21 protein-coding genes and 1 pseudogene are annotated in these 16,967 nt (G+C 68.8%); 2 read left to right on the forward strand and 20 right to left on the reverse strand.

What is annotated here, in order from left to right; all coding sequences use genetic code 11:
• Positions 1–5: 5 nt before the first annotated feature.
• Genes tsaE through glmS form a run of 4 tightly spaced genes read right to left on the reverse strand, consistent with a single transcriptional unit; the run spans position 6 to position 3,830 of the window.
• Positions 6–503 (reverse strand): tRNA (adenosine(37)-N6)-threonylcarbamoyltransferase complex ATPase subunit type 1 TsaE, encoded by a 498-nt coding sequence (gene tsaE / locus B7K20_RS09490; protein WP_084102296.1) that lies wholly within the window; start codon positions 501–503, stop codon positions 6–8.
• Entirely contained in the window at positions 500–1,609 is a 1,110-nt protein-coding gene (alr, locus tag B7K20_RS09495; protein WP_084102297.1) for an alanine racemase, read from the reverse strand. Before alr ends, tsaE begins: the two co-directional genes overlap by 4 nt.
• Entirely contained in the window at positions 1,609–1,965 is a 357-nt protein-coding gene (locus B7K20_RS09500) for a holo-ACP synthase (RefSeq protein WP_084102298.1), read from the reverse strand. Before B7K20_RS09500 ends, alr begins: the two co-directional genes overlap by 1 nt.
• A complete protein-coding gene (glmS, locus tag B7K20_RS09505; RefSeq protein WP_084102299.1) occupies positions 1,965–3,830 on the reverse strand; it encodes a glutamine--fructose-6-phosphate transaminase (isomerizing) in 1,866 nt (621 codons plus the stop codon). Before glmS ends, B7K20_RS09500 begins: the two co-directional genes overlap by 1 nt.
• A 58-nt stretch (positions 3,831–3,888) precedes the next feature.
• On the opposite strand from glmS, the gene coaA reads away from it, so the two are divergent.
• Positions 3,889–4,854 carry a type I pantothenate kinase gene (gene coaA / locus B7K20_RS09510; RefSeq protein ID WP_084102300.1) on the forward strand — a complete coding sequence of 322 codons (966 nt, stop codon included), beginning with the start codon at positions 3,889–3,891 and terminating at the stop codon, positions 4,852–4,854.
• A 13-nt stretch (positions 4,855–4,867) separates the two neighbouring features.
• Here coaA and B7K20_RS09515 read toward each other — a convergent pair.
• The 6 genes and pseudogenes from B7K20_RS09515 to rplM form a co-directional block, all read right to left on the reverse strand.
• Positions 4,868–5,842: pseudogene (locus B7K20_RS09515) on the reverse strand (IS481 family transposase).
• A gap of 128 nt (positions 5,843–5,970) precedes the next feature.
• The gene (locus tag B7K20_RS09520) at positions 5,971–6,831 is read right to left on the reverse strand and encodes a bifunctional 2-polyprenyl-6-hydroxyphenol methylase/3-demethylubiquinol 3-O-methyltransferase UbiG (protein WP_084102301.1); all 861 of its coding nucleotides are present in this window, start codon (positions 6,829–6,831) and stop codon (positions 5,971–5,973) included.
• A 9-nt stretch (positions 6,832–6,840) separates the two neighbouring features.
• The gene (locus tag B7K20_RS09525; protein ID WP_084102302.1) at positions 6,841–7,707 is read right to left on the reverse strand and encodes a DedA family protein; all 867 of its coding nucleotides are present in this window, start codon (positions 7,705–7,707) and stop codon (positions 6,841–6,843) included.
• A gap of 94 nt (positions 7,708–7,801) precedes the next feature.
• Positions 7,802–9,166 carry a phosphoglucosamine mutase gene (glmM, locus tag B7K20_RS09530; RefSeq protein WP_084102303.1) on the reverse strand — a complete coding sequence of 455 codons (1,365 nt, stop codon included), beginning with the start codon at positions 9,164–9,166 and terminating at the stop codon, positions 7,802–7,804.
• A 13-nt stretch (positions 9,167–9,179) separates the two neighbouring features.
• The gene (gene rpsI, locus B7K20_RS09535) at positions 9,180–9,659 is read right to left on the reverse strand and encodes a 30S ribosomal protein S9 (RefSeq protein ID WP_304441531.1); all 480 of its coding nucleotides are present in this window, start codon (positions 9,657–9,659) and stop codon (positions 9,180–9,182) included.
• Between the two features lie 29 nt (positions 9,660–9,688).
• On the reverse strand, positions 9,689–10,132 hold the full coding sequence (gene rplM / locus B7K20_RS09540) for a 50S ribosomal protein L13 (RefSeq protein WP_084102305.1): 444 nt from the start codon (positions 10,130–10,132) through the stop codon (positions 9,689–9,691).
• Positions 10,133–10,343: 211 nt separating this feature from the next.
• On the opposite strand from rplM, the gene B7K20_RS09545 reads away from it, so the two are divergent.
• On the forward strand, positions 10,344–11,036 hold the full coding sequence (locus B7K20_RS09545) for a gamma-glutamyl-gamma-aminobutyrate hydrolase family protein (RefSeq protein WP_084102306.1): 693 nt from the start codon (positions 10,344–10,346) through the stop codon (positions 11,034–11,036).
• On the opposite strand, the gene truA is transcribed toward B7K20_RS09545, so the two are convergent.
• From truA to B7K20_RS09595, 10 genes are all read right to left on the reverse strand, one after another.
• On the reverse strand, positions 11,033–11,920 hold the full coding sequence (truA, locus tag B7K20_RS09550) for a tRNA pseudouridine(38-40) synthase TruA (protein ID WP_084102307.1): 888 nt from the start codon (positions 11,918–11,920) through the stop codon (positions 11,033–11,035). The two genes, B7K20_RS09545 and truA, sit on opposite strands and share 4 nt — an antisense overlap.
• 59 nt (positions 11,921–11,979) lie before the next feature.
• Entirely contained in the window at positions 11,980–12,513 is a 534-nt protein-coding gene (gene rplQ, locus B7K20_RS09555) for a 50S ribosomal protein L17 (protein WP_084102308.1), read from the reverse strand.
• 18 nt (positions 12,514–12,531) lie between these two features.
• Positions 12,532–13,521: a DNA-directed RNA polymerase subunit alpha gene (locus tag B7K20_RS09560; RefSeq protein WP_084102309.1), complete on the reverse strand. Its 990-nt coding sequence runs from the start codon at positions 13,519–13,521 to the stop codon at positions 12,532–12,534.
• A gap of 183 nt (positions 13,522–13,704) precedes the next feature.
• Entirely contained in the window at positions 13,705–14,094 is a 390-nt protein-coding gene (gene rpsK, locus B7K20_RS09565) for a 30S ribosomal protein S11 (RefSeq protein ID WP_061963598.1), read from the reverse strand.
• Positions 14,095–14,097: 3 nt separating this feature from the next.
• Positions 14,098–14,466, reverse strand: a complete 369-nt coding sequence (rpsM, locus tag B7K20_RS09570) for a 30S ribosomal protein S13 (RefSeq protein ID WP_084102310.1) — start codon at positions 14,464–14,466, stop codon at positions 14,098–14,100.
• 135 nt (positions 14,467–14,601) lie between these two features.
• Positions 14,602–14,715, reverse strand: a complete 114-nt coding sequence (gene rpmJ / locus B7K20_RS09575) for a 50S ribosomal protein L36 (RefSeq protein ID WP_061960951.1) — start codon at positions 14,713–14,715, stop codon at positions 14,602–14,604.
• A 51-nt stretch (positions 14,716–14,766) separates the two neighbouring features.
• Positions 14,767–14,988: a translation initiation factor IF-1 gene (gene infA, locus B7K20_RS09580; RefSeq protein WP_061960952.1), complete on the reverse strand. Its 222-nt coding sequence runs from the start codon at positions 14,986–14,988 to the stop codon at positions 14,767–14,769.
• Positions 14,989–15,089: 101 nt separating this feature from the next.
• Positions 15,090–15,383 (reverse strand): hypothetical protein, encoded by a 294-nt coding sequence (locus B7K20_RS13080; protein ID WP_159449382.1) that lies wholly within the window; start codon positions 15,381–15,383, stop codon positions 15,090–15,092.
• Between the two features lie 139 nt (positions 15,384–15,522).
• The gene (locus B7K20_RS13085; RefSeq protein ID WP_159449383.1) at positions 15,523–16,077 is read right to left on the reverse strand and encodes a hypothetical protein; all 555 of its coding nucleotides are present in this window, start codon (positions 16,075–16,077) and stop codon (positions 15,523–15,525) included.
• Between the two features lie 226 nt (positions 16,078–16,303).
• On the reverse strand, positions 16,304–16,888 hold the full coding sequence (locus tag B7K20_RS09595) for a hypothetical protein (RefSeq protein ID WP_084102313.1): 585 nt from the start codon (positions 16,886–16,888) through the stop codon (positions 16,304–16,306).
• Between the last annotated feature and the right edge of the window lie 79 nt (positions 16,889–16,967).

Here is a 16,967-nt window from a genome sequence, read left to right on the forward strand (position 1 = left end):
CAAGCCTAGTTCGCGGGCAGTTCGACGTCCGACCAGCGATAGCCGTGGGCGACGATGCGCACCTCGCGCACGCCCACGTCCGGGTTCGCGAGGTCCACGTCGCCGCCGCGCTCGCGCGTGAGCGTGAGGTGCAGACGGTCGTCGGCGAGCTGCTCGGCCTTGTCTTCTCCCCACTCGACGACAGTGATGGAGTCCTCGAGGGTCGAGTCGAGGTCGAGGTCGTCGAGCTCGGCGAGCGAGCCCAGGCGGTAGGCGTCGACGTGAATCAGTCCCGGCCCGCCCACCTCGGACGGATGGGTACGCGCGATGATGAACGTGGGGCTCGCGACGGGCCCGCGCACGCCGATGGCCTCACCCAGGCCTTGCGTGAAGGTGGTCTTGCCCGCGCCAAGGTCTCCGCTGAGGATGAGCAGATCACCGGGGCGCAGCAAGGGTGCGACCACGTCTGCCGCGAAGGCGCGCATCGCGTCGGCATCGGGGATGGTGACGGTCGCGTCGATCATGCGTCCTCCTTGGGCCTGAGTCCACCGAAGCGGCAGACGACCTCATAGTCGATGGTGCCGATGGCATCGGCCCAGTCCGTGGCGCTGGGACCGCCGGGGCCGATGAGGGTCACGACGTCCCCCTCGCTCACCTCGGTGGCCGGCCCCAGGTCGACGACGAACTGGTCCATGCACACGCGTCCGGCGATCGTGTAGCGGCGCCCGCGGATCTCCACCTCGGCGCGGCCTCCCGCGGCGCGGAACACGCCGTCGGCGTAGCCGGCGCTGATGAGGCCGAGGGTGGTCGCGTAGGGCGTGACGTACTCGTGGCCGTAACTCACGCCCTGGCCCGCGGGCACGTCCTTGACGAGCACCACCCGCGAGCGCACCGACATGGCAGGGCGCAGGCCGAAGCCAACGCCCGCGGGATCGGAGATGGGCGGCAACCCGTACATCGCGATGCCGGGGCGCACCAGGTCGAAGTGGAGATCGGGTCGGGTCAACGTGCAGGCCGAATTGGCGAGGTGACGCACCTCGAGCTCGATGTCACGCTCCGCCACAGCGACCAGTGCCGCGCGGAAGTTCTCCGCCTGCAGGTCGATGGTCTCATGCCCAGGCTGGTCGGCCCACGCGAGGTGCGACCACATGCCGACCACGCGGACGTGCCCGGCCTCCTGGGCGGCGACGGCGGCATCGAGCAGCGCGGGGAGGTCGTGGAGCGTGACGCCCTCGCGCCCCAGCCCGGTGTCCACGCACACGTGGATGCGCGCAGGCTGGGTGAGGTCGCGCGCGGCGTCCACGATCGTCTCGAGCACCGCGAGGGAGGAGACGGACATGTCGACGTCGGCGGCGATGAGCGCACGGGCGGGCACCTCGGTGCCATACAGCCACGTGAACACCCGCTCGGTGTCGCCTGCGGCGCGCAGGGCGAGCGCCTCGCCCGGCTGCGCCACGCCCAGCCACGCGGCTCCCCCGGCGCGCGCGGCGACCGCCGCACCCACCAGGCCGTGACCATAGGCATCTGCCTTCACGACGGCCATGACCGCGGCGTCGCCGGCCATCGCGCGCAGCACGCCAACGTTGTGGGTGATCGCGGCGTGGTCGATGGTGATCTCGAGCGCGCTCATCAGGCTCCTTCGGCGACGACGACGGCGGAGGCGATCCCGGCGTCGTGGGACAGCGACACGTGCAGGTGGGTGATGCCCAGCTCGGCGGCGCGGGCAGCGACGGTACCGCGCATGGTCATCACGGGCCGGCCCGAGACCTCTCGCAGTACCTCGGCGTCATGCCAGTGCAGCCCGGCGGGGGCGCCCAGCGCCTTCGCCAGCGCCTCCTTCGCGGCCCACCTGGCGGCGAGCGAGTGGGTGCCGAGCTCCCGCTCGCCCGAGGTGAAGATGCGCTCCGCGAACGACGGCGACTTCTCGAGCGTCGCCTCGAAGCGAGCGATCTCGACCACGTCGATGCCCACGCCCAGCACCGCCATTACTCAACCGTGACGGACTTCGCGAGGTTGCGCGGCTGGTCCACGTCGTAGCCCTTCGCGGACGCGAGTTCGTGAGCGAAGATCTGCAGCGGGATGACCGACAGCAGCGGCGTCATGAGCACGGGGGCGCTGGGCACGTAGAACGTGTGTGCGGCGTGCGAGGCGGCGACGGTGTCACCCTCCTCCGCGATGACCAGCGTGCGGGCGCCGCGAGCACGGACCTCCTGCACATTGGACAGCACCTTGGCGTGCAGCGACTCGCGCCCGCGGGGGCTGGGCACCACGACGAACACGGGCTGGTCCTGCTCGACGAGCGCGATGGGGCCGTGCTTGAGCTCGCCGGCGGCGAAGCCCTCGGCGTGGATATACGCGAGCTCCTTGAGCTTGAGCGCGCCCTCGAGCGCCACGGGGAAACCCACGTGACGGCCGAGGAATAGCACCGTGCGCTCGTTCGCCATGGACCGGGCCACCTCGCGGATGGGCTCGGACGTGTCCAGCACGCGCTGGATCTTCGCGGGCATCGCGTCGAGGTCCGCCAGCAGCGCGTCGATCTCGTCGGGAAACTTGTTGCCGCGCAGCTCCGCGAGGTAGATCCCCAGCAGGTAGCCCGCGGTGATCTGCGCGAGGAACGCCTTGGTGGAGGCCACCGCGATCTCGGGTCCGGCGCGGGTGTACAGCACCGCATCGGCCTCGCGCGCGATGGTGGAGCCTTGCGCGTTGACGATGCCGATGACGGTCGCGCCCTGCTGCTGCGCGTGACGCACGGCCATGATGGTGTCCATGGTCTCGCCCGACTGGCTCACGGCCACCACGAGGGTCTTCACCGACACGATGGGGTCGCGGTAGCGGAACTCGTGCGACAGCTCCACCTCGACGGGGATGCGGGTCCAGTGCTCGATCGCGTAGCGCGCCACCTGGCCCGCGTAGGACGCGGTGCCGCACGCGATCACGATGATCTTGTCGATGGACTTGAGGATGTACTCGTCGACCATGCCCTCGTCGAGCTTGAGGCGGCCCTTCTCGTCGAGCCGGCCGCGCAGGGTGTCGGCGACGGCGGCAGGCTGGTCGTAGATCTCCTTCTCCATGAAGGTCGCGAAGCCGCCCTTTTCGGCCGCCGAGGCGTCCCAGTCCACGTGGTACGGCTCGCGCTCCACGACGGCGCCGCTCGCGTCGGTGACCACCACGGCATCGGGCGTGATCTCGACGACCTCGTCCTGGCCCAGCTCGAGCGCCGTACGGGTGTGTTCGATGAACGCGACCACGTCGGAGCCCAGGAAGTTCTCGCCCTCGCCCAGGCCCACCACGAGCGGGGAGTTACGCCGGGCGCCCACCACGACGTGAGGCTCGTGGGAGTCGACCGCGAGCAGCGTGAAGGCCCCCTCGAGCCGGCGTGCGGCCGCACGCATCGCATCGGCCAGACTCAGGCCGGACTCGACCAGCGAGCCCAGCAGGTGCCCCGCGACCTCGGTGTCCGTGTCGGACAGGAAGTCAATGCCCTGAGCCGCGAGCTCGGCGCGCAGCTCGCCATGGTTTTCGATGATGCCGTTGTGGATGATCGCGATGCGACCACCCAGCGCGAGGTGGGGGTGGGCGTTGGCATCGGTGGGCGCGCCGTGGGTCGCCCAGCGGGTGTGCCCGATCGCGGCCGATCCCGTCGGTAGCGGGTTCTCCGCGAGCGCCTTGGCGAGCCGCTCGAGCTTGCCGGCCTTCTTCGCGGTGGCGACACGCTCGGCCTCGTCGGCGACCAGCGCGATGCCCGCCGAGTCGTAGCCGCGGTACTCGAGCCTCGCGAGGCCGCCCATCACCACGCCCTGCGGGCGGTCAGACGGCGCCCCCGCTCCTACGTATCCGACGATTCCGCACATGCGCACGAGTCTACGGCGGCAACCCGTGCGCTCCGCGCGGCGCGCACGATGCGGAACAATGGCTCCCGTGAGTCCCCGTACCGCCACGGTCCCCGACGGCCCGTTCACCACGTTCTCGCGCGACCAGTGGGCCGCGCTAGCCGACACCACCCCGCTACCGCTGACGCAGGACGACATCGGGCGCGTGCGAGGCCTGGGCGACCCGATCGACCTGGCAGAGGTCGACAAGATCTACCGGCCGCTGTCCAGGCTGCTCGACCTGTACTCGGGCGCCATTGGCGGCCTGCACTCCGCGACGAGCGCGTTCCTGGGCGAGTCCACGGGGCGCACGCCGTACGTGATCGGCATCGCGGGGTCCGTCGCCGTCGGCAAGTCCACGACCGCGCGCGTGCTGCGCGAGCTCATGGCACGGTGGCCCCACTCGCCGCGCGTGGAACTCATCACCACCGACGGCTTCCTGCACCCCAACGCGGTGCTCGCCGAGCGCGGCCTGCTGCAGCGTAAGGGCTTCCCCGAGTCGTACGACCGCCGCGCCCTGCGCCAGTTCATCGCGGACGTGAAGTCAGGCGTGGACGAGGTCAGCGCGCCGGTCTACTCGCACATCACCTATGACATCGTGCCCGGCGAGCGCGCCGTGGTGCGCCGCCCGGACATCCTCATCGTCGAGGGCCTCAACGTGCTCCAGCCAGCGAGCCCGCGCGACCTCGACGAGACCGCGCTCGCGGTGTCCGACTACTTCGACGTGTCGATCTACGTCGACGCCGAGCCCACCGACGTGCGCCGCTGGTACATCGACCGCTTCCTGTCGCTGCGCTCCACGGCGTTCTCGCGGCCGGACTCCTACTTCCTCAACTACGCGAGCCTCACCGACGAGGAGGCCGTCGAGAGGGCCGGCCACATCTGGGACTCGATCAACGCTCCCAACCTTGCGCGCAACATCGCGCCCACGCGCTCGCGCGCGACCATCATCCTGTCCAAGGGGGCTGACCACCAGGTTCAGTCCGTCCACATGCGCAAGCTCTAGGTGTACTCGGCCGTCACGTTGGTGACAGGCGGCTGGTGGGAGGTAGTCCTCCGAGTGCGGTGTGGCGTCGGTCAGTGTTGTAAAACTCGAGCCAGGGTGCAAGGGCTGCGGCGCGGTCGTCGTTGGTGAGGAAGACCTCGCGGTATGCCCATTCGGTGGCCAGGGTGCGGTTGTAGCGTTCGACTTTGCCGTTTTGCCAGGGGCAGTGGGGCTTGATGAACAGGTGCTTGGCGCCGAGACCTTCAATCACCTCACGAACATCGGCGGACTTGGCGTAGCTGAAGTGGTTGTCAGTGATGACCTCACGGATGTGGGTGATGCCGTGAGCGCAGAAGTAGGTCGCTGCGCGGGCCAAGAAGCCTGCACACGTGTCGCCTTTTTCGTCAGGCAGGATTTCGGAGTAGGCCAGCCTGGAGTGGTCGTCCACCAGTGAATGGACGTAGTCGTATCCGATGCGGGCGCGCTTCTTCGCGCCGGTCGATCCCATCTGGCGGCCGTGGGCCTTCCAGCCACCGCCATCAGGGATCTTGCCGATCTTCTTGACGTCCATGTGGACCAGACCGCCAGGATCATCACGTTCGTAGCGCACCGCGGTGATCTTGGAGGAGCGAATCACCTCGCCGGTAAGCGGGTCGCACTCACGCAGATAGGGGACGTGGTGGCGGCGCAGGATCCGTGACACGGTGCGTGGCGCGATGCCCAGTTCAGGCCCGATCCAGTCTTGGCCGCGGCGGCTGTCACGGCGGGCAGTCAGGACACGTTGCTCGACGTCTTCAGGGGTGCGGTGGCGGCACGAGCGCGGGCGTGAGGAACGATCCGCCAGTGCGGCAATGCCGTGTTCGTCGAAGCGTGCCAGCCAGCGATGAGCGCATTGACGAGACACTCATTGAGCTTTCGCGGCATGAGCGACAGCCCACCCCTCGATGCGGACACGCTGCACGAGGAGCTGACGGCCACGCTCGTTCAAGCGCGCGTTACGGTGGGACACGAGGACCTCCGGTCGGTAGGCGACTTAGACATCACCCACCGCATCCGGAGGTCCTCCTTTGCGTCAACTACCCAGCCGGAGTGTCACCAACCTCCCGGCCGAGTACATCTAGGCGGCCGATGCCGTGGTCACGCGGGTTTGCGAGCCACCAGCGTGAAGGTGGTGGGGATGCGCGACCGTAGCGGTTCCGGGTACGCGTAGTCCCCGCCGGGCAGCCCCTCCATCAGGTCCGAGAACTTCCACGGCAGCGTCGTTCCCTCGTCGAAGGCCTCCAAGGCGAGGCCGGAACTCAGCAGCGCCGTCACGGTCTCGGACAGCGCATGCGGATATTCGAGCGTGCGCGGGCTCGTCACGGTGCCGTCGCCGGCGTAGGTCGACTCGTCGTTCCACTCGATCGCGTCGCCGTTGGCGAAGTACCGGTAGCGGGTCACCAGGCCGTCCGCGGTCTCGTCGAGCGAGTAGAGCGCGGGATGGCCATCGCGGAGGTAGAAGACGCCTCCGGGACGCAGGAGCGCCGCCACCTGCGCGGCCCATCGATCGAGGTCACGCAGCCACGTGATGGCACCGATGGAGGTGTACACGAGGTCGAAGTCGCCCACCACGGCGGCCCTCGCGTCGAGGACGTCCGTCTCCACCCAGGTGGCGGCAAGCCCGAGCTCGGCGGCCAGTGCCCGAGCGGCCGCGAGCGCCGACGGTGAAAAGTCCACCCCCGTCACACGCGCTCCCGCACGCGCGAGCGAGAGGGTGTCGGTGCCGATGTGGCACTGCAGGTGGCAGACGTCGAGCCCCGCGATGCCGGCGGGCAGAGAGCGACCGAGCGCCTCGAGGTCGTGGGCCACGACGGCGCTCATGGCGGCCGGGTCGGCGCGCAGCGCGGCCACCTCGGGATACGCGTCGACATGCAGCGGCACGCGCGCCTCCCAGTTGGCGAGGTTGACGGACCTCGCCTCCTCCCAACTCACGGTGGCGTCGGCGCCCAGTTCACTCATGGACCGAACCTAGTCCTGTGAGTCCTCCCCCGGTGCGGTGGGCTCATTGCCCTCGGGATCGGCCGTGCGGCGCCGGCGCGCCAGCGGGATCTGACCGGTGAAACTTTCGCGCCGCTCCGCGCGGTGTTCCGCGCGGTGCTCGCGCCGCTCGAGGCGCTGCCGCTCGGCCTCGGCCGCCCGTTCGCGCTCCTCGGGCGTGAGGCTCGCCTCGATGTCGCTGACGAGGTCGGGAAGGTCGGGCGACGTCAGGCCGAACCAGCCCAAGATCCGGTCGACGAAGAAGCCGAACACCACGCCGGCGATCACCCCAATGACGATCGACAGCACCAGGTTGTCCTCGGGGAAGATCGCGCCCGCGATGGTGCCCAGCGCGACGCTCCAGATCGCCCACATGCCGGCACCGATCGCGTCGACGCCCATGAAGCGGCTGTGGGGGAACCGCAGCGCGCCAGCGGCCAGGTTGACCACGACCCTGCCGCCCGGCACGAACCTCGCGGCGATGATGAACGTCGTGCCCCGACGCTCGAGCTGCGTCTCTGCCCAGTCGAGCGAGCGGCGCCAACGGTCGCGCTTGAATAGGCGCCACTGGGCGATGTTTGCCTTCGCGCCGATGAGGTACGCGATCTGGTCGCCGAGCCATGCGCCCAGTGCCGCGCACACGAGGATCAGCAGCAGGATGGGCGAGCCGGTCTGGTACGAGGTGGTCGAGGTCGCGATCACCACGGACTCGCTCGGCACCACGGGGAAAAAGCCGTCCACCATGGACACGCCGACGATGCCGGGGTAGATCCACAGGGACTCTGACAGCTCCAGCACCCATTCCTCGACGGTCGAGGAGAAGTGAAGAATCCAGTCGGTGAAACTACGGTCGGTCACGGCATCAGTGTTTCAGTCCCTGGGGTTGCCCGCGATGGGGAACCCCCCTGATCCGCGGCCGCTGAGGGATGACTCTCCCCCGCCCACTGGTGGCTCAGGAAAGCGCCAGCCGCTCGGTCACCACAGCGGCCAGCGCCTGCGCGTGACGCTGCGCGTCGGCCGGCGTCGAGGCCTCGACCATGACGCGCACCAGGGGCTCCGTGCCCGAGGGACGCAGGAGTACGCGCCCGGACTTGCCCAGCTCGCGGCGCGCCGCGCTCACGGCGCTCTGCACACCCGCGTCGGTGTGGACGCGGCTGCGATCCACGCCCGAGACGTTGACGAGAATCTGCGGCAGCGTCTCGATCGTGGCGCACTGGTCACGCAGCGGGCCCGACTCGCGCACGCGCGCGCCAATTAGCAGGCTCGTGAGCACGCCGTCGCCCGTCGTGGCGTAGTCGGACACGATCACGTGGCCCGACTGCTCGCCGCCCAGGCTGTAGCCACCCTCGCGCATGGCCTCAAGCACGTAGCGGTCACCCACCGCGGACTCGATGATGGTGATGCCCGCGGCATCCATGGCGCGGTGGAGGCCCAGGTTGCTCATCACGGTCGCGACGAGCGTGTCGTGGTACAGGCTGCCGGCGTCCTTCATCGCGATCGCGAGCAGGCCCATGATCTGGTCGCCGTTGACGAGCGCGCCGGTGTGGTCCGCGGCGAGGCAGCGGTCAGCGTCGCCGTCATACGCGATGCCAAAGTCCGCACCCTCGGCGACCACGCGGTCCTGCAGGGCGCCCATGTGGGTCGAGCCGGCGCCGTCGTTGATGTTGAGGCCGTCGGGCTGGTCGTGGATCGCGATCACGGTGGCGCCGGCGGCGGCGAGCGCCTGCGGGCCCACGGTGGACGCGGCGCCGTGTGCGGTGTCGACCACGATCGTGAGGCCCGTGAGGGGCTCCTCTGCACCGGCGAACGAGCGCACGGCCGCGACGGAGTGGTCGACAAAGTCGCTCGCGAGGTGGGACGCGTCCTGGATGGAACCCACGGCGGCGCCGGTGGGACGTTGCCACGGCTCGCGCAGGCGCTCCTCGATGAGGTCCTCGACGGCGTCGTCGAGCTTGTGCCCGCCGCGGGAGAAGAACTTGATGCCGTTGTCGGGCATGGGGTTGTGGGATGCGGAGATCACGACACCGAGGTCGGCCTCGACGGCATCCGTCAGGTAGGCGACGCCTGGCGTGGGGAGGACACCCACGTCGAGGACGTCCACGCCGGCGGACGCGAGGCCCGCCGCCACGGCGTGAGAGAGGAATTGGCCGGACACGCGAGTGTCGCGGCCCAGCACGGCCTTGGGGCGGTGCCCGGAGAACTCTCCGCGCTCCGCCAGGACCCTGGCCGCAGACACGGCGAGGTCCACGGCCAGCTCTGCCGTGACATCACGGTTAGCCAGGCCGCGGACCCCGTCCGTGCCGAAAAGTCGCGCCATGCGCGGTTTCTGCTTAGCGCTTCGAGTACTGCGGAGCGCGGCGGGCCTTCTTGAGACCGGCCTTCTTGCGCTCGACCACGCGAGCGTCGCGGGTGAGGAAGCCGGCCTTCTTCAGGGCCGGACGGTTGGTCTCCTCGTCGATCTCGTTCAGCGCACGCGAGACGCCCAGGCGCAGCGCGCCGGCCTGACCCGAGGGGCCACCGCCGGTGATGCGGGCGTGCACGTCGAACTTGCCCTCGATGTCGAGGAGCGAGAACGGGTCGTTCACGAGCTGCTGGTGCACCTTGTTGGGGAAGTAATCCTCAAGGGTGCGGCCGTTGATCTTCCACTGACCCGAGCCGGGGACCAGGCGCACGCGCGCGATGGCCTCCTTGCGACGGCCGAGGCCGGCGCCGGGAGCAATGGCCGAGGTGCCCTTGCCGCGCTCGGGCGCGGACTCGGAGGTGTACTCGGTGGGGGTGTCGTTCTCGACGGTGTCAGTCACGTCTGCCACTTCAATCAGTCCTTGTGTCCGTCGGCGCGTTACTGCGCGACCTGGGTAATCTCGAACGCCTGCGGCTGCTGCGCGGCGTGGGGGTGCTCAGAGCCGGCGTAGACCTTGAGCTTGGTCAGCTGGGCACGGCCAAGCTTGGTGCGGGGAAGCATGCCCTTGACAGCGTTCTCGATGACGCGCTGGGGGTTCTTCTCGAGCAGCTCGCCGATCGGCACGGCCTTGAGCCCGCCCGGGTGACCCGAGTGACGGTAGACCATCTTGTCGGTGGACTTGTTGCCGGACAGCGAAATCTTGTCGGCGTTGATGACGATGACGAAGTCACCGCCGTCGACGTGGGGGGCGAAGGTCGCCTTGTGCTTGCCGCGGAGCAGCGAAGCGGCCTGGGAGGCCAGACGACCGAGAACCACGTCAGTAGCGTCGATGACGTACCAGTTCTTGGTGACGTCACCCGGCTTGGGAGAATACGTACGCACTGTGAAGCCTTCTTACTTGTTAACGATGGGCGCTGCGGGTGCAACGCGAGGTTCGGTCGGCGGGTCCTGCGGAGGCGAGTGGGAGGCACTTCCAGCCGGAACGCACAACGACAGACGATTGTACCGGCGTGGTGGCTTGACGGTCAATTCGTAGCGAGTCCGGGCTCCGGCGGTTGTACTGTCGCCCCATCATCATCTCCCGGAGGCCCCTGTGACGTCCACGCGATCCCTGCTTGTCCTCCATGTCAGTGACGAGCGTCCCCACGCGCCGGGCTATCAGCGGCTCCTCGACGAGCTCAACCGAGCGACCCTGGCCGGCGTGAGGGCGGCCGGCTGGGAGCCGACGCTGGTAGCGACGGATACGGCCGATGTCGACGAGGTCCTCACCCTCGCCCGGACGGCCGATGCCGTGGTCATCATGGGCGGCGAGGACGTCACCCCGGCGCTGTACGGCGGGGCCGAAGAGTATCCCGATGGCGGGCATCATGTGCCGCACTCCGACGACGTGCTGCTGGCGGTCATCCGCGACGCGATCGCACGCCGCTCTCCCCTGCTGGGCATCTGTCGGGGCCAGCAGCTGCTCAACGTCGCGTGCGGGGGCACCCTGGTGCAGCACATGGAGGGCCACCGTCTCACCGGCGACCAGGTGTGGGTGCGCACGCGCCTGAGCGAGGACGCGGCGCTCTCCCCCGGCGCACACGTCTGGTGCACTCACCATCAGGCGGTCGCAGAGGTCGGCAAGAACCTCACCGTGGTAGCCCGTGCCGCCGATGGTGTGATCGAGGCCCTCGCCCACGATCACGCTCCGGTCCTCGGCGTGCAGTGGCACCCCGAGCATCCAGCCGTCGCGGCGGTCGAGGTCCCCGCGCTGCTCGCGCGGGTGACGGAGAAGGTTCCCGCCTAGTCGAGCGGCTCTCGGCGCGCCCGTGTGAGCTCCGCGCGGGCGGCAAGGTCGGCATCGGCCGGATACGACACCTGCTCGAGCGTAAGACCGTGCGCCGGCGCCACGGCGACCGCCTGGGACCGCGCGGCGGAGCCCGCCACCGCGGCGAGCCACTGTCCATCGCGCCTACCCTGGCCGAGCGGAAGCACCGCGCCCACCAGGGAGCGCACCATGGAGTGGCAGAACGCGTCCGCGCGGACGGTGGCGACTACCAGGCCCGTGTCGGGGCCGGCCGTGACGCGCTCCCACGAGAACTCGGTGAGATCGCGAATGGTGGTCGCGCCGGGACGCGCCTTACAGAAGGCGGCGAAATCCCTCAGCCCCGTGAGGGTCGCGGCGGCGTCGTTGAGCGCGTCCACATGGAGTTCACCGTCGACGTGCAGCACGTGGCGGCGCGTGAGCGGATCGCGCAGGTCGAGCCGGTCGCAGATGCGATACGCGTAGCGCCTCTCGGTGGCCGAGAAACGGGCGTCAAACCCCTCGGGAGCCTCTCGCACGTCGAGGATCACGATGTCGTCGGGGGTCGTCCCGTCGAGACGTGCTCGTAGCCCCTCGGCCGGTGTGCGGCCGGAGCGACCGGGCATGGCCTGCCACGCATGGAGCGGCACGTCCACGTGGGCGACCTGGTGGCGCGCGTGCACCCCCGCGTCGGTGCGTCCGGCCACGGTGAGACGAGCGCCCAGGCCCTCGCCGGTCACGGGATCACGGATGATACGCGCGAGCGCACCCTCCATCTCTCCCTGCACGGTCCTGAGGCCCGGTTGAACGGCCCAGCCCGCGAAGTCGGTGCCGTCGTAGGAAAACGCGAGACGGGCCCGCACGACCTGGCTGGATAGCTCGGTCATGCGGGCCCGTCTCGTGAGTGGCGCGCTACGCGGGGTGACCCGCGCATCGGCCGTCTGTCTTACTTGTCGTCGCCCTCGGCGGGAGCCTCGGCGGCAGCCTCAGCCTCGACGGCCTCGGTCTCGGTGGCCTCGGCCTCGACGGCGGGCTCCTCAACCTTCTCGGCCTTCGCCTTCTTGGGGGCGGCCTTCTTGGTGGCCTTCTCGGCCTCCTTGGCGACAGCCTTCTTGGCGGGGGCACCGAACTCGACGAGCTCGATCACGGCCATGGGGGCGTTGTCGCCCTTGCGGTTGCCGATCTTGGTGATGCGGGTGTAGCCGCCATCACGCTCAGCGAAGCCGGGGCCGATCTCGGTGAACAGGGTGTGCACGACGCCCTTGTCCGAGAGGATGCCGAGCACGCGACGGCGCGACGCGAGGTCGCCACGCTTGGCGAACGTCACCAGACGCTCGGCGTAGGGACGCAGGCGCTTGGCCTTGGTGACGGTGGTGGTGATGCGGCCGTGCTCGAACAGGCTCTGCGCGAGGTTGGCGAGCATCTGACGCTCGTGCGCAGGACCGCCGCCGAGACGGGCTCCCTTGGTGGGGGTAGGCATGGTTCTTCGTTCTCCTAGTTACTCTTCGCTGCCCGAGAAGTACACGCCCTGGGCGTTGGCGCCGTACTCGACGCCACCGTCCTTGAGCGAGAAGCCCAGCTCCGCGAGCTTCTCCTTGACCTCGGTGATCGACTTCTGCCCGAAGTTGCGGATATCCATCAGGTCCGCCTCCGAGCGGGCGGTCAGCTCGCCCACGGTGTGAATGCCCTCGCGCTTGAGGCAGTTGTACGAGCGCTGGGTGAGGTTCAGCTCCTCGATGGGCTGGTTGTAGTCCTCTTCGAGCGACTCGTCGGTGTCCGACGGGCCGATCTCGATGCCCTCGGCGGCCTCGTTGAGGCCACGGGCGAGCGAGAACAACTCAACCAGCGTCGAACCGGCCGAGGCCAGCGCGTCGCGAGCGGAGATCGAGTTCTTGGTCTCGACGTCGATGATCAGCTCGTCAAAGTCGGTGCGCTGCGCGACACGGGTCGCCTGCACCTTGTAGGTGACCTTGAGCACCGGCGAGTAGATCGAGTCGACGGGGATCTGGCCGATCTCGGCGTCGTAGCTCTTGTTCATCGAGGCGGGCACGTAGCCGCGGCCGCGCTCGACGGTCAGCTCGACCTCGAAGCGGGCCTTCGAGTTGAGGGTCGCGACGTGCAGGTCGGGGTTGTGGATCTCCACACCGGCCGGCGGCGCGATGTCGGCGGCCGTGACGGCGCCGGCACCCGACTTGCGCAGGTACATCACGACGGGCTCGTCGTGCTCCGAGGAGACGACCAGGTTCTTGAGGTTCAGCAGGATCTCGGTGACATCCTCCTTCACGCCCTCGATCGTCGAGAACTCGTGGAGGACGCCCTCGAAACGCACCGACGTCACGGCCGCGCCCGGGATGGACGACAGCAGCGTGCGGCGCAGCGAGTTGCCGAGCGTGTAGCCGAAGCCAGGCTCGAGCGGCTTGAGGGAGAACTGCGAACGGTTGTCCGAAATGACCTTCTCGGTCAGCGTGGGACGCTGTGCGATGAGCACTGTTCATTTCCTTTCCGAGCACCCGCTATTTGATGCTCGCAAGTCCTGCCGGATCGGTCCGACAGGGTGGAGGTTCTTCAGTTGAAAGGATCTTGGGTGCGGCCGATGCCGTGGGCACCGGCCGCCTCCAAGGAGGCGGGGTCGCGAGGCGGGCTTCGTAGCCCGCGCCGCGGCCCCCGTTCGCTAGTTGCGGCGACGCTTGGGCGGACGGCAGCCGTTGTGCGCCTGCGGGGTGACGTCCTTGATGGAGGTCACCTCGAGGCCGGCGGCGGTGAGCGAACGGATCGCGGTGTCGCGACCGGAGCCCGGGCCCTTGACGAAGACGTCGACCTTGCTCATGCCGGCGTCCTGCGCACGGCGAGCGGCAGCCTCCGCGGCCATCTGGGCGGCGTAGGGGGTCGACTTACGCGAACCCTTAAAGCCCACCTGGCCGGAGGACGACCACGACACCACGGCGCCCGAGGGGTCCGTGATGGAGATGATCGTGTTGTTGAACGTCGACTTGATGTGCGCCTGACCGTGCGCGACGGTCTTCTTGATCTTCTTGCGCGGCTTACGAGTGGGAGCGGCCATGGGTTACTTCTTCTTTCCGGCGACGGTCTTCTTGCGGCCCTTGCGGGTACGCGCATTGGTCTTGGTGCGCTGTCCGCGGACAGGCATGCCGCGGCGGTGACGAAGACCCTGGTAGTTGCCGATCTCGACCTTGCGGCGGATGTCGGCCTGCACCTCGCGGCGGAGGTCGCCCTCGACGGTGAAGTTGGCCTCGATGTAGTCACGGAGCGCGACGAGCTGCTCGTCGTTCGCCTCCTTGACACGCAGGTCCTCGCTGATGCCGGTGGCGGCGAGGATCTGCTGGGCGCGGGTACGGCCGATGCCGTAGATGTACGTGAGTGCGATCACCATGCGCTTTTCGCGCGGGATGTCGACACCAACAATGCGTGCCATTGTCTTGTTTCTACTCCTGAGTAGTCGGAGGTCTGACGCTCACACGTCCCGCGGGGGGTTTCTTGGTGCGGGCCCCGGCCTCCGAGCCGAGGGATTGCCGTGCTGGCTGTGTGAGCGCGGTCTGTCTTGAGTTGTCTAGCCCTGACGCTGCTTGTGGCGCAGGTTGTCGCAAATGACCATGACACGGCCGTTACGACGGATGACCTTGCACTTATCGCAGATGGGCTTGACGCTGGGCTTAACCTTCATGATTCCTTCTTCGCCTCGAGGCGTCCGGACGCGGACGCACCGGGACGACGATCACTTGTAGCGGTAGACGATGCGGCCGCGGGACAGGTCATACGGGCTCAACTCGACGACCACACGGTCCTCAGGGAGGATCCTGATGTAGTGCTGACGCATTTTGCCCGAGATGTGCGCGAGGACGAGGTGCCCGTTGGTCAGTTCCACTCGGAACGACGCATTGGGCAGCGCCTCGACCACGGTGCCTTCGACCTCGATGACTCCGTCTTTCTTGGCCATGGACTCCACTCACGTTGGTTGACTGGTGTGAGGGCGCGCTAAAACGCCCGAGGATCTACTATACGCGAGTGTCGCGCTTGACTCAAGCGCGAACGGCTAACTCAGCGGTAACCGTTACGCAGCCGCTGAACGGCGGCATCGGCCAACGCGGCGTTGCGGTGGTCCGAAAGCTTTCGCACTACCGAGGACGGGGTGCGCGGATTGCCCAGCAGGGCGTGGAGGACGTCCAGGGAAGGATCGTACCCGAGCGACATGAGCACGGCCATCGGCGCGTCGGATCGCGCGGCCACCGTCGCACGCACACGCGGATCGCGATGCGTAGCGAGGGTGAGCAGCGCAGAAGGCTCGAGCGCGGGGTCCTGGGCAAGCGACACATCGTCTGCGGTCTCTCGCATGGGCGACATACTCACGCGACTTCCTCCCTCACCTCGGCGTGCCCCACATTCTATGGCGCTGCGACCGCCGTCGCCCAGGCACCTGTGAAGAACTCCACGCGCACCGCGCGGTGTGTCCGCCCCTGCGCCGACCGCTCGGCTAGGCCGGGCGGGGCATCCCCGTGCCGTCCCGGCCGACTCGCGGTCGGGGCGCGAGCGTCTGGGGCTGCACCTTCCGCGATGGATGGGTGGGTGCCTGCGCCACCTGCTCGACGGCGCCATGCAAGCTCAGCGACGGGCGGCCACCTCGGGCGAAGAGGAGCGCCTCGTCCTCCTGGGTGCCGGCGGTGATCATGGCGGCCCGCTCTTCAAGCATGCGTCCGGCGAGGTGGCGCACCTCCTCGCGCCGGTGGTGCGCGAGCTTCTCGACGATGTCGAGCGGAGCCTCGATGTTGCGCGTCACCGCCTTGACGACGTGGGGATCGCGATCGGCGGCGAGATGTGTCAGTACGGTACGGCCGGCTCGAGGGTGCGCAGCGACGGCAATTCTCACCTGCGCGCGAGAATCATGCGCCAAGGCTGCGAGGACACCGAAGGGGCAATCCTCGCGCCGTGCGATCGCCTCCCGCACGGCCGGATCCTTGTGTTGCGCGAGGCCCGAAATGCGCTGGCGGGGCAGGTCGGCGGCACTGGCCAGGCTGAGGTCCGCGGACATCGAGCGCCCGCGCGTGTGGAGGGCGAGTCCCGAACTCGCCATATATGCCCGCGACCACGAGCCCTCGTCATCCCTTGCGTCCACCGGGACACCTCCTCAGCCTGGAAGGCCCGACCTTACGTCTCCGAGGTGACGGCAAGGTGGCCTATACCAGGTGCGTCGGTGAACGTTCGGTGAAGGTCAGCGCGGTGGGTGACGCACCCGTCACGCCGAGCGTGGGCGGGCCCTACCGGGAGATCCGGAAGCCCCGGACGGGAGCGGTGCGCGTGGGGCGCGCGGCCTCCTCGTCGGGTGAGCCCTCGGGCGCCTGCTGCACCGGCTCCCCCGAGGGGAAGTCGAGGACCACCGAGTCGCCGACGACGGCGACGTGTTCCTGGATCTCGGGGGCGCCGAGCGTCGACAGGGGCACGGACGCCGGTGTGGAGACAGGCTCGTTGAGCCGCGCTGCGGCGGCCGCACGGACCTCGCTCTTGCGATGGAAGGCCAGCTTCTCGACCAACGCGGGCGACAGCGCCGGGTTGCCGAGCAGCGCCTCGAGGACGGGGATGTGCCTATCCGCCACCAGATGCTCCAGGATCGTCTGCGCGGCGGTCGCGTTGGCGGCAATGGCCGCTCGCACCTCGGTCGCCTTGTCGTGGGCAAGGGTGACCATGAGCCCCAGTGGCAGGTCCGCCCTGCCCGCGATCGCCTCGCGCACCAAGGTGTTCTTGCTGGACGCCAGTACCGTCACCTGGGTGCGGTGTAATCCCGGCTCCTGCGCCTGCGCGACCTCTTCACTCGCACCGGGCGCGTAATTGAATCCGCGTGCCATGACCCCTCCCTCAGCGCGGACCGACGAAGGATGTGCTATGGCCCGCAGCGACCACGCTAGACACGCAGGTTTGCCCCTG

Source organism: Demequina sp. NBRC 110051, from assembly GCF_002090055.1.
GTDB lineage: Bacteria > Actinomycetota > Actinomycetes > Actinomycetales > Demequinaceae > Demequina.

Coding starts and splice junctions, on each gene's coding strand:
- B7K20_RS13085 (WP_159449383.1), bottom strand. CDS start 16,077: ATGTCCGCGGACCTCAGCCTGGCCAGTGCCGCCGACCTGCCCCGCCAG.
- glmS (WP_084102299.1), bottom strand. CDS start 3,830: ATGTGCGGAATCGTCGGATACGTAGGAGCGGGGGCGCCGTCTGACCGC.
- B7K20_RS09595 (WP_084102313.1), bottom strand. CDS start 16,888: ATGGCACGCGGATTCAATTACGCGCCCGGTGCGAGTGAAGAGGTCGCG.
- infA (WP_061960952.1), bottom strand. CDS start 14,988: ATGGCCAAGAAAGACGGAGTCATCGAGGTCGAAGGCACCGTGGTCGAG.
- rpsM (WP_084102310.1), bottom strand. CDS start 14,466: ATGGCACGCATTGTTGGTGTCGACATCCCGCGCGAAAAGCGCATGGTG.
- B7K20_RS09500 (WP_084102298.1), bottom strand. CDS start 1,965: ATGGCGGTGCTGGGCGTGGGCATCGACGTGGTCGAGATCGCTCGCTTC.
- coaA (WP_084102300.1), top strand. CDS start 3,889: ATGGCTCCCGTGAGTCCCCGTACCGCCACGGTCCCCGACGGCCCGTTC.
- B7K20_RS09520 (WP_084102301.1), bottom strand. CDS start 6,831: ATGAGTGAACTGGGCGCCGACGCCACCGTGAGTTGGGAGGAGGCGAGG.
- rpmJ (WP_061960951.1), bottom strand. CDS start 14,715: ATGAAGGTTAAGCCCAGCGTCAAGCCCATCTGCGATAAGTGCAAGGTC.
- glmM (WP_084102303.1), bottom strand. CDS start 9,166: ATGGCGCGACTTTTCGGCACGGACGGGGTCCGCGGCCTGGCTAACCGT.
- truA (WP_084102307.1), bottom strand. CDS start 11,920: ATGACCGAGCTATCCAGCCAGGTCGTGCGGGCCCGTCTCGCGTTTTCC.
- alr (WP_084102297.1), bottom strand. CDS start 1,609: ATGAGCGCGCTCGAGATCACCATCGACCACGCCGCGATCACCCACAAC.
- rplQ (WP_084102308.1), bottom strand. CDS start 12,513: ATGCCTACCCCCACCAAGGGAGCCCGTCTCGGCGGCGGTCCTGCGCAC.
- tsaE (WP_084102296.1), bottom strand. CDS start 503: ATGATCGACGCGACCGTCACCATCCCCGATGCCGACGCGATGCGCGCC.
- B7K20_RS13080 (WP_159449382.1), bottom strand. CDS start 15,383: ATGCGAGAGACCGCAGACGATGTGTCGCTTGCCCAGGACCCCGCGCTC.
- rpsK (WP_061963598.1), bottom strand. CDS start 14,094: ATGGCCGCTCCCACTCGTAAGCCGCGCAAGAAGATCAAGAAGACCGTC.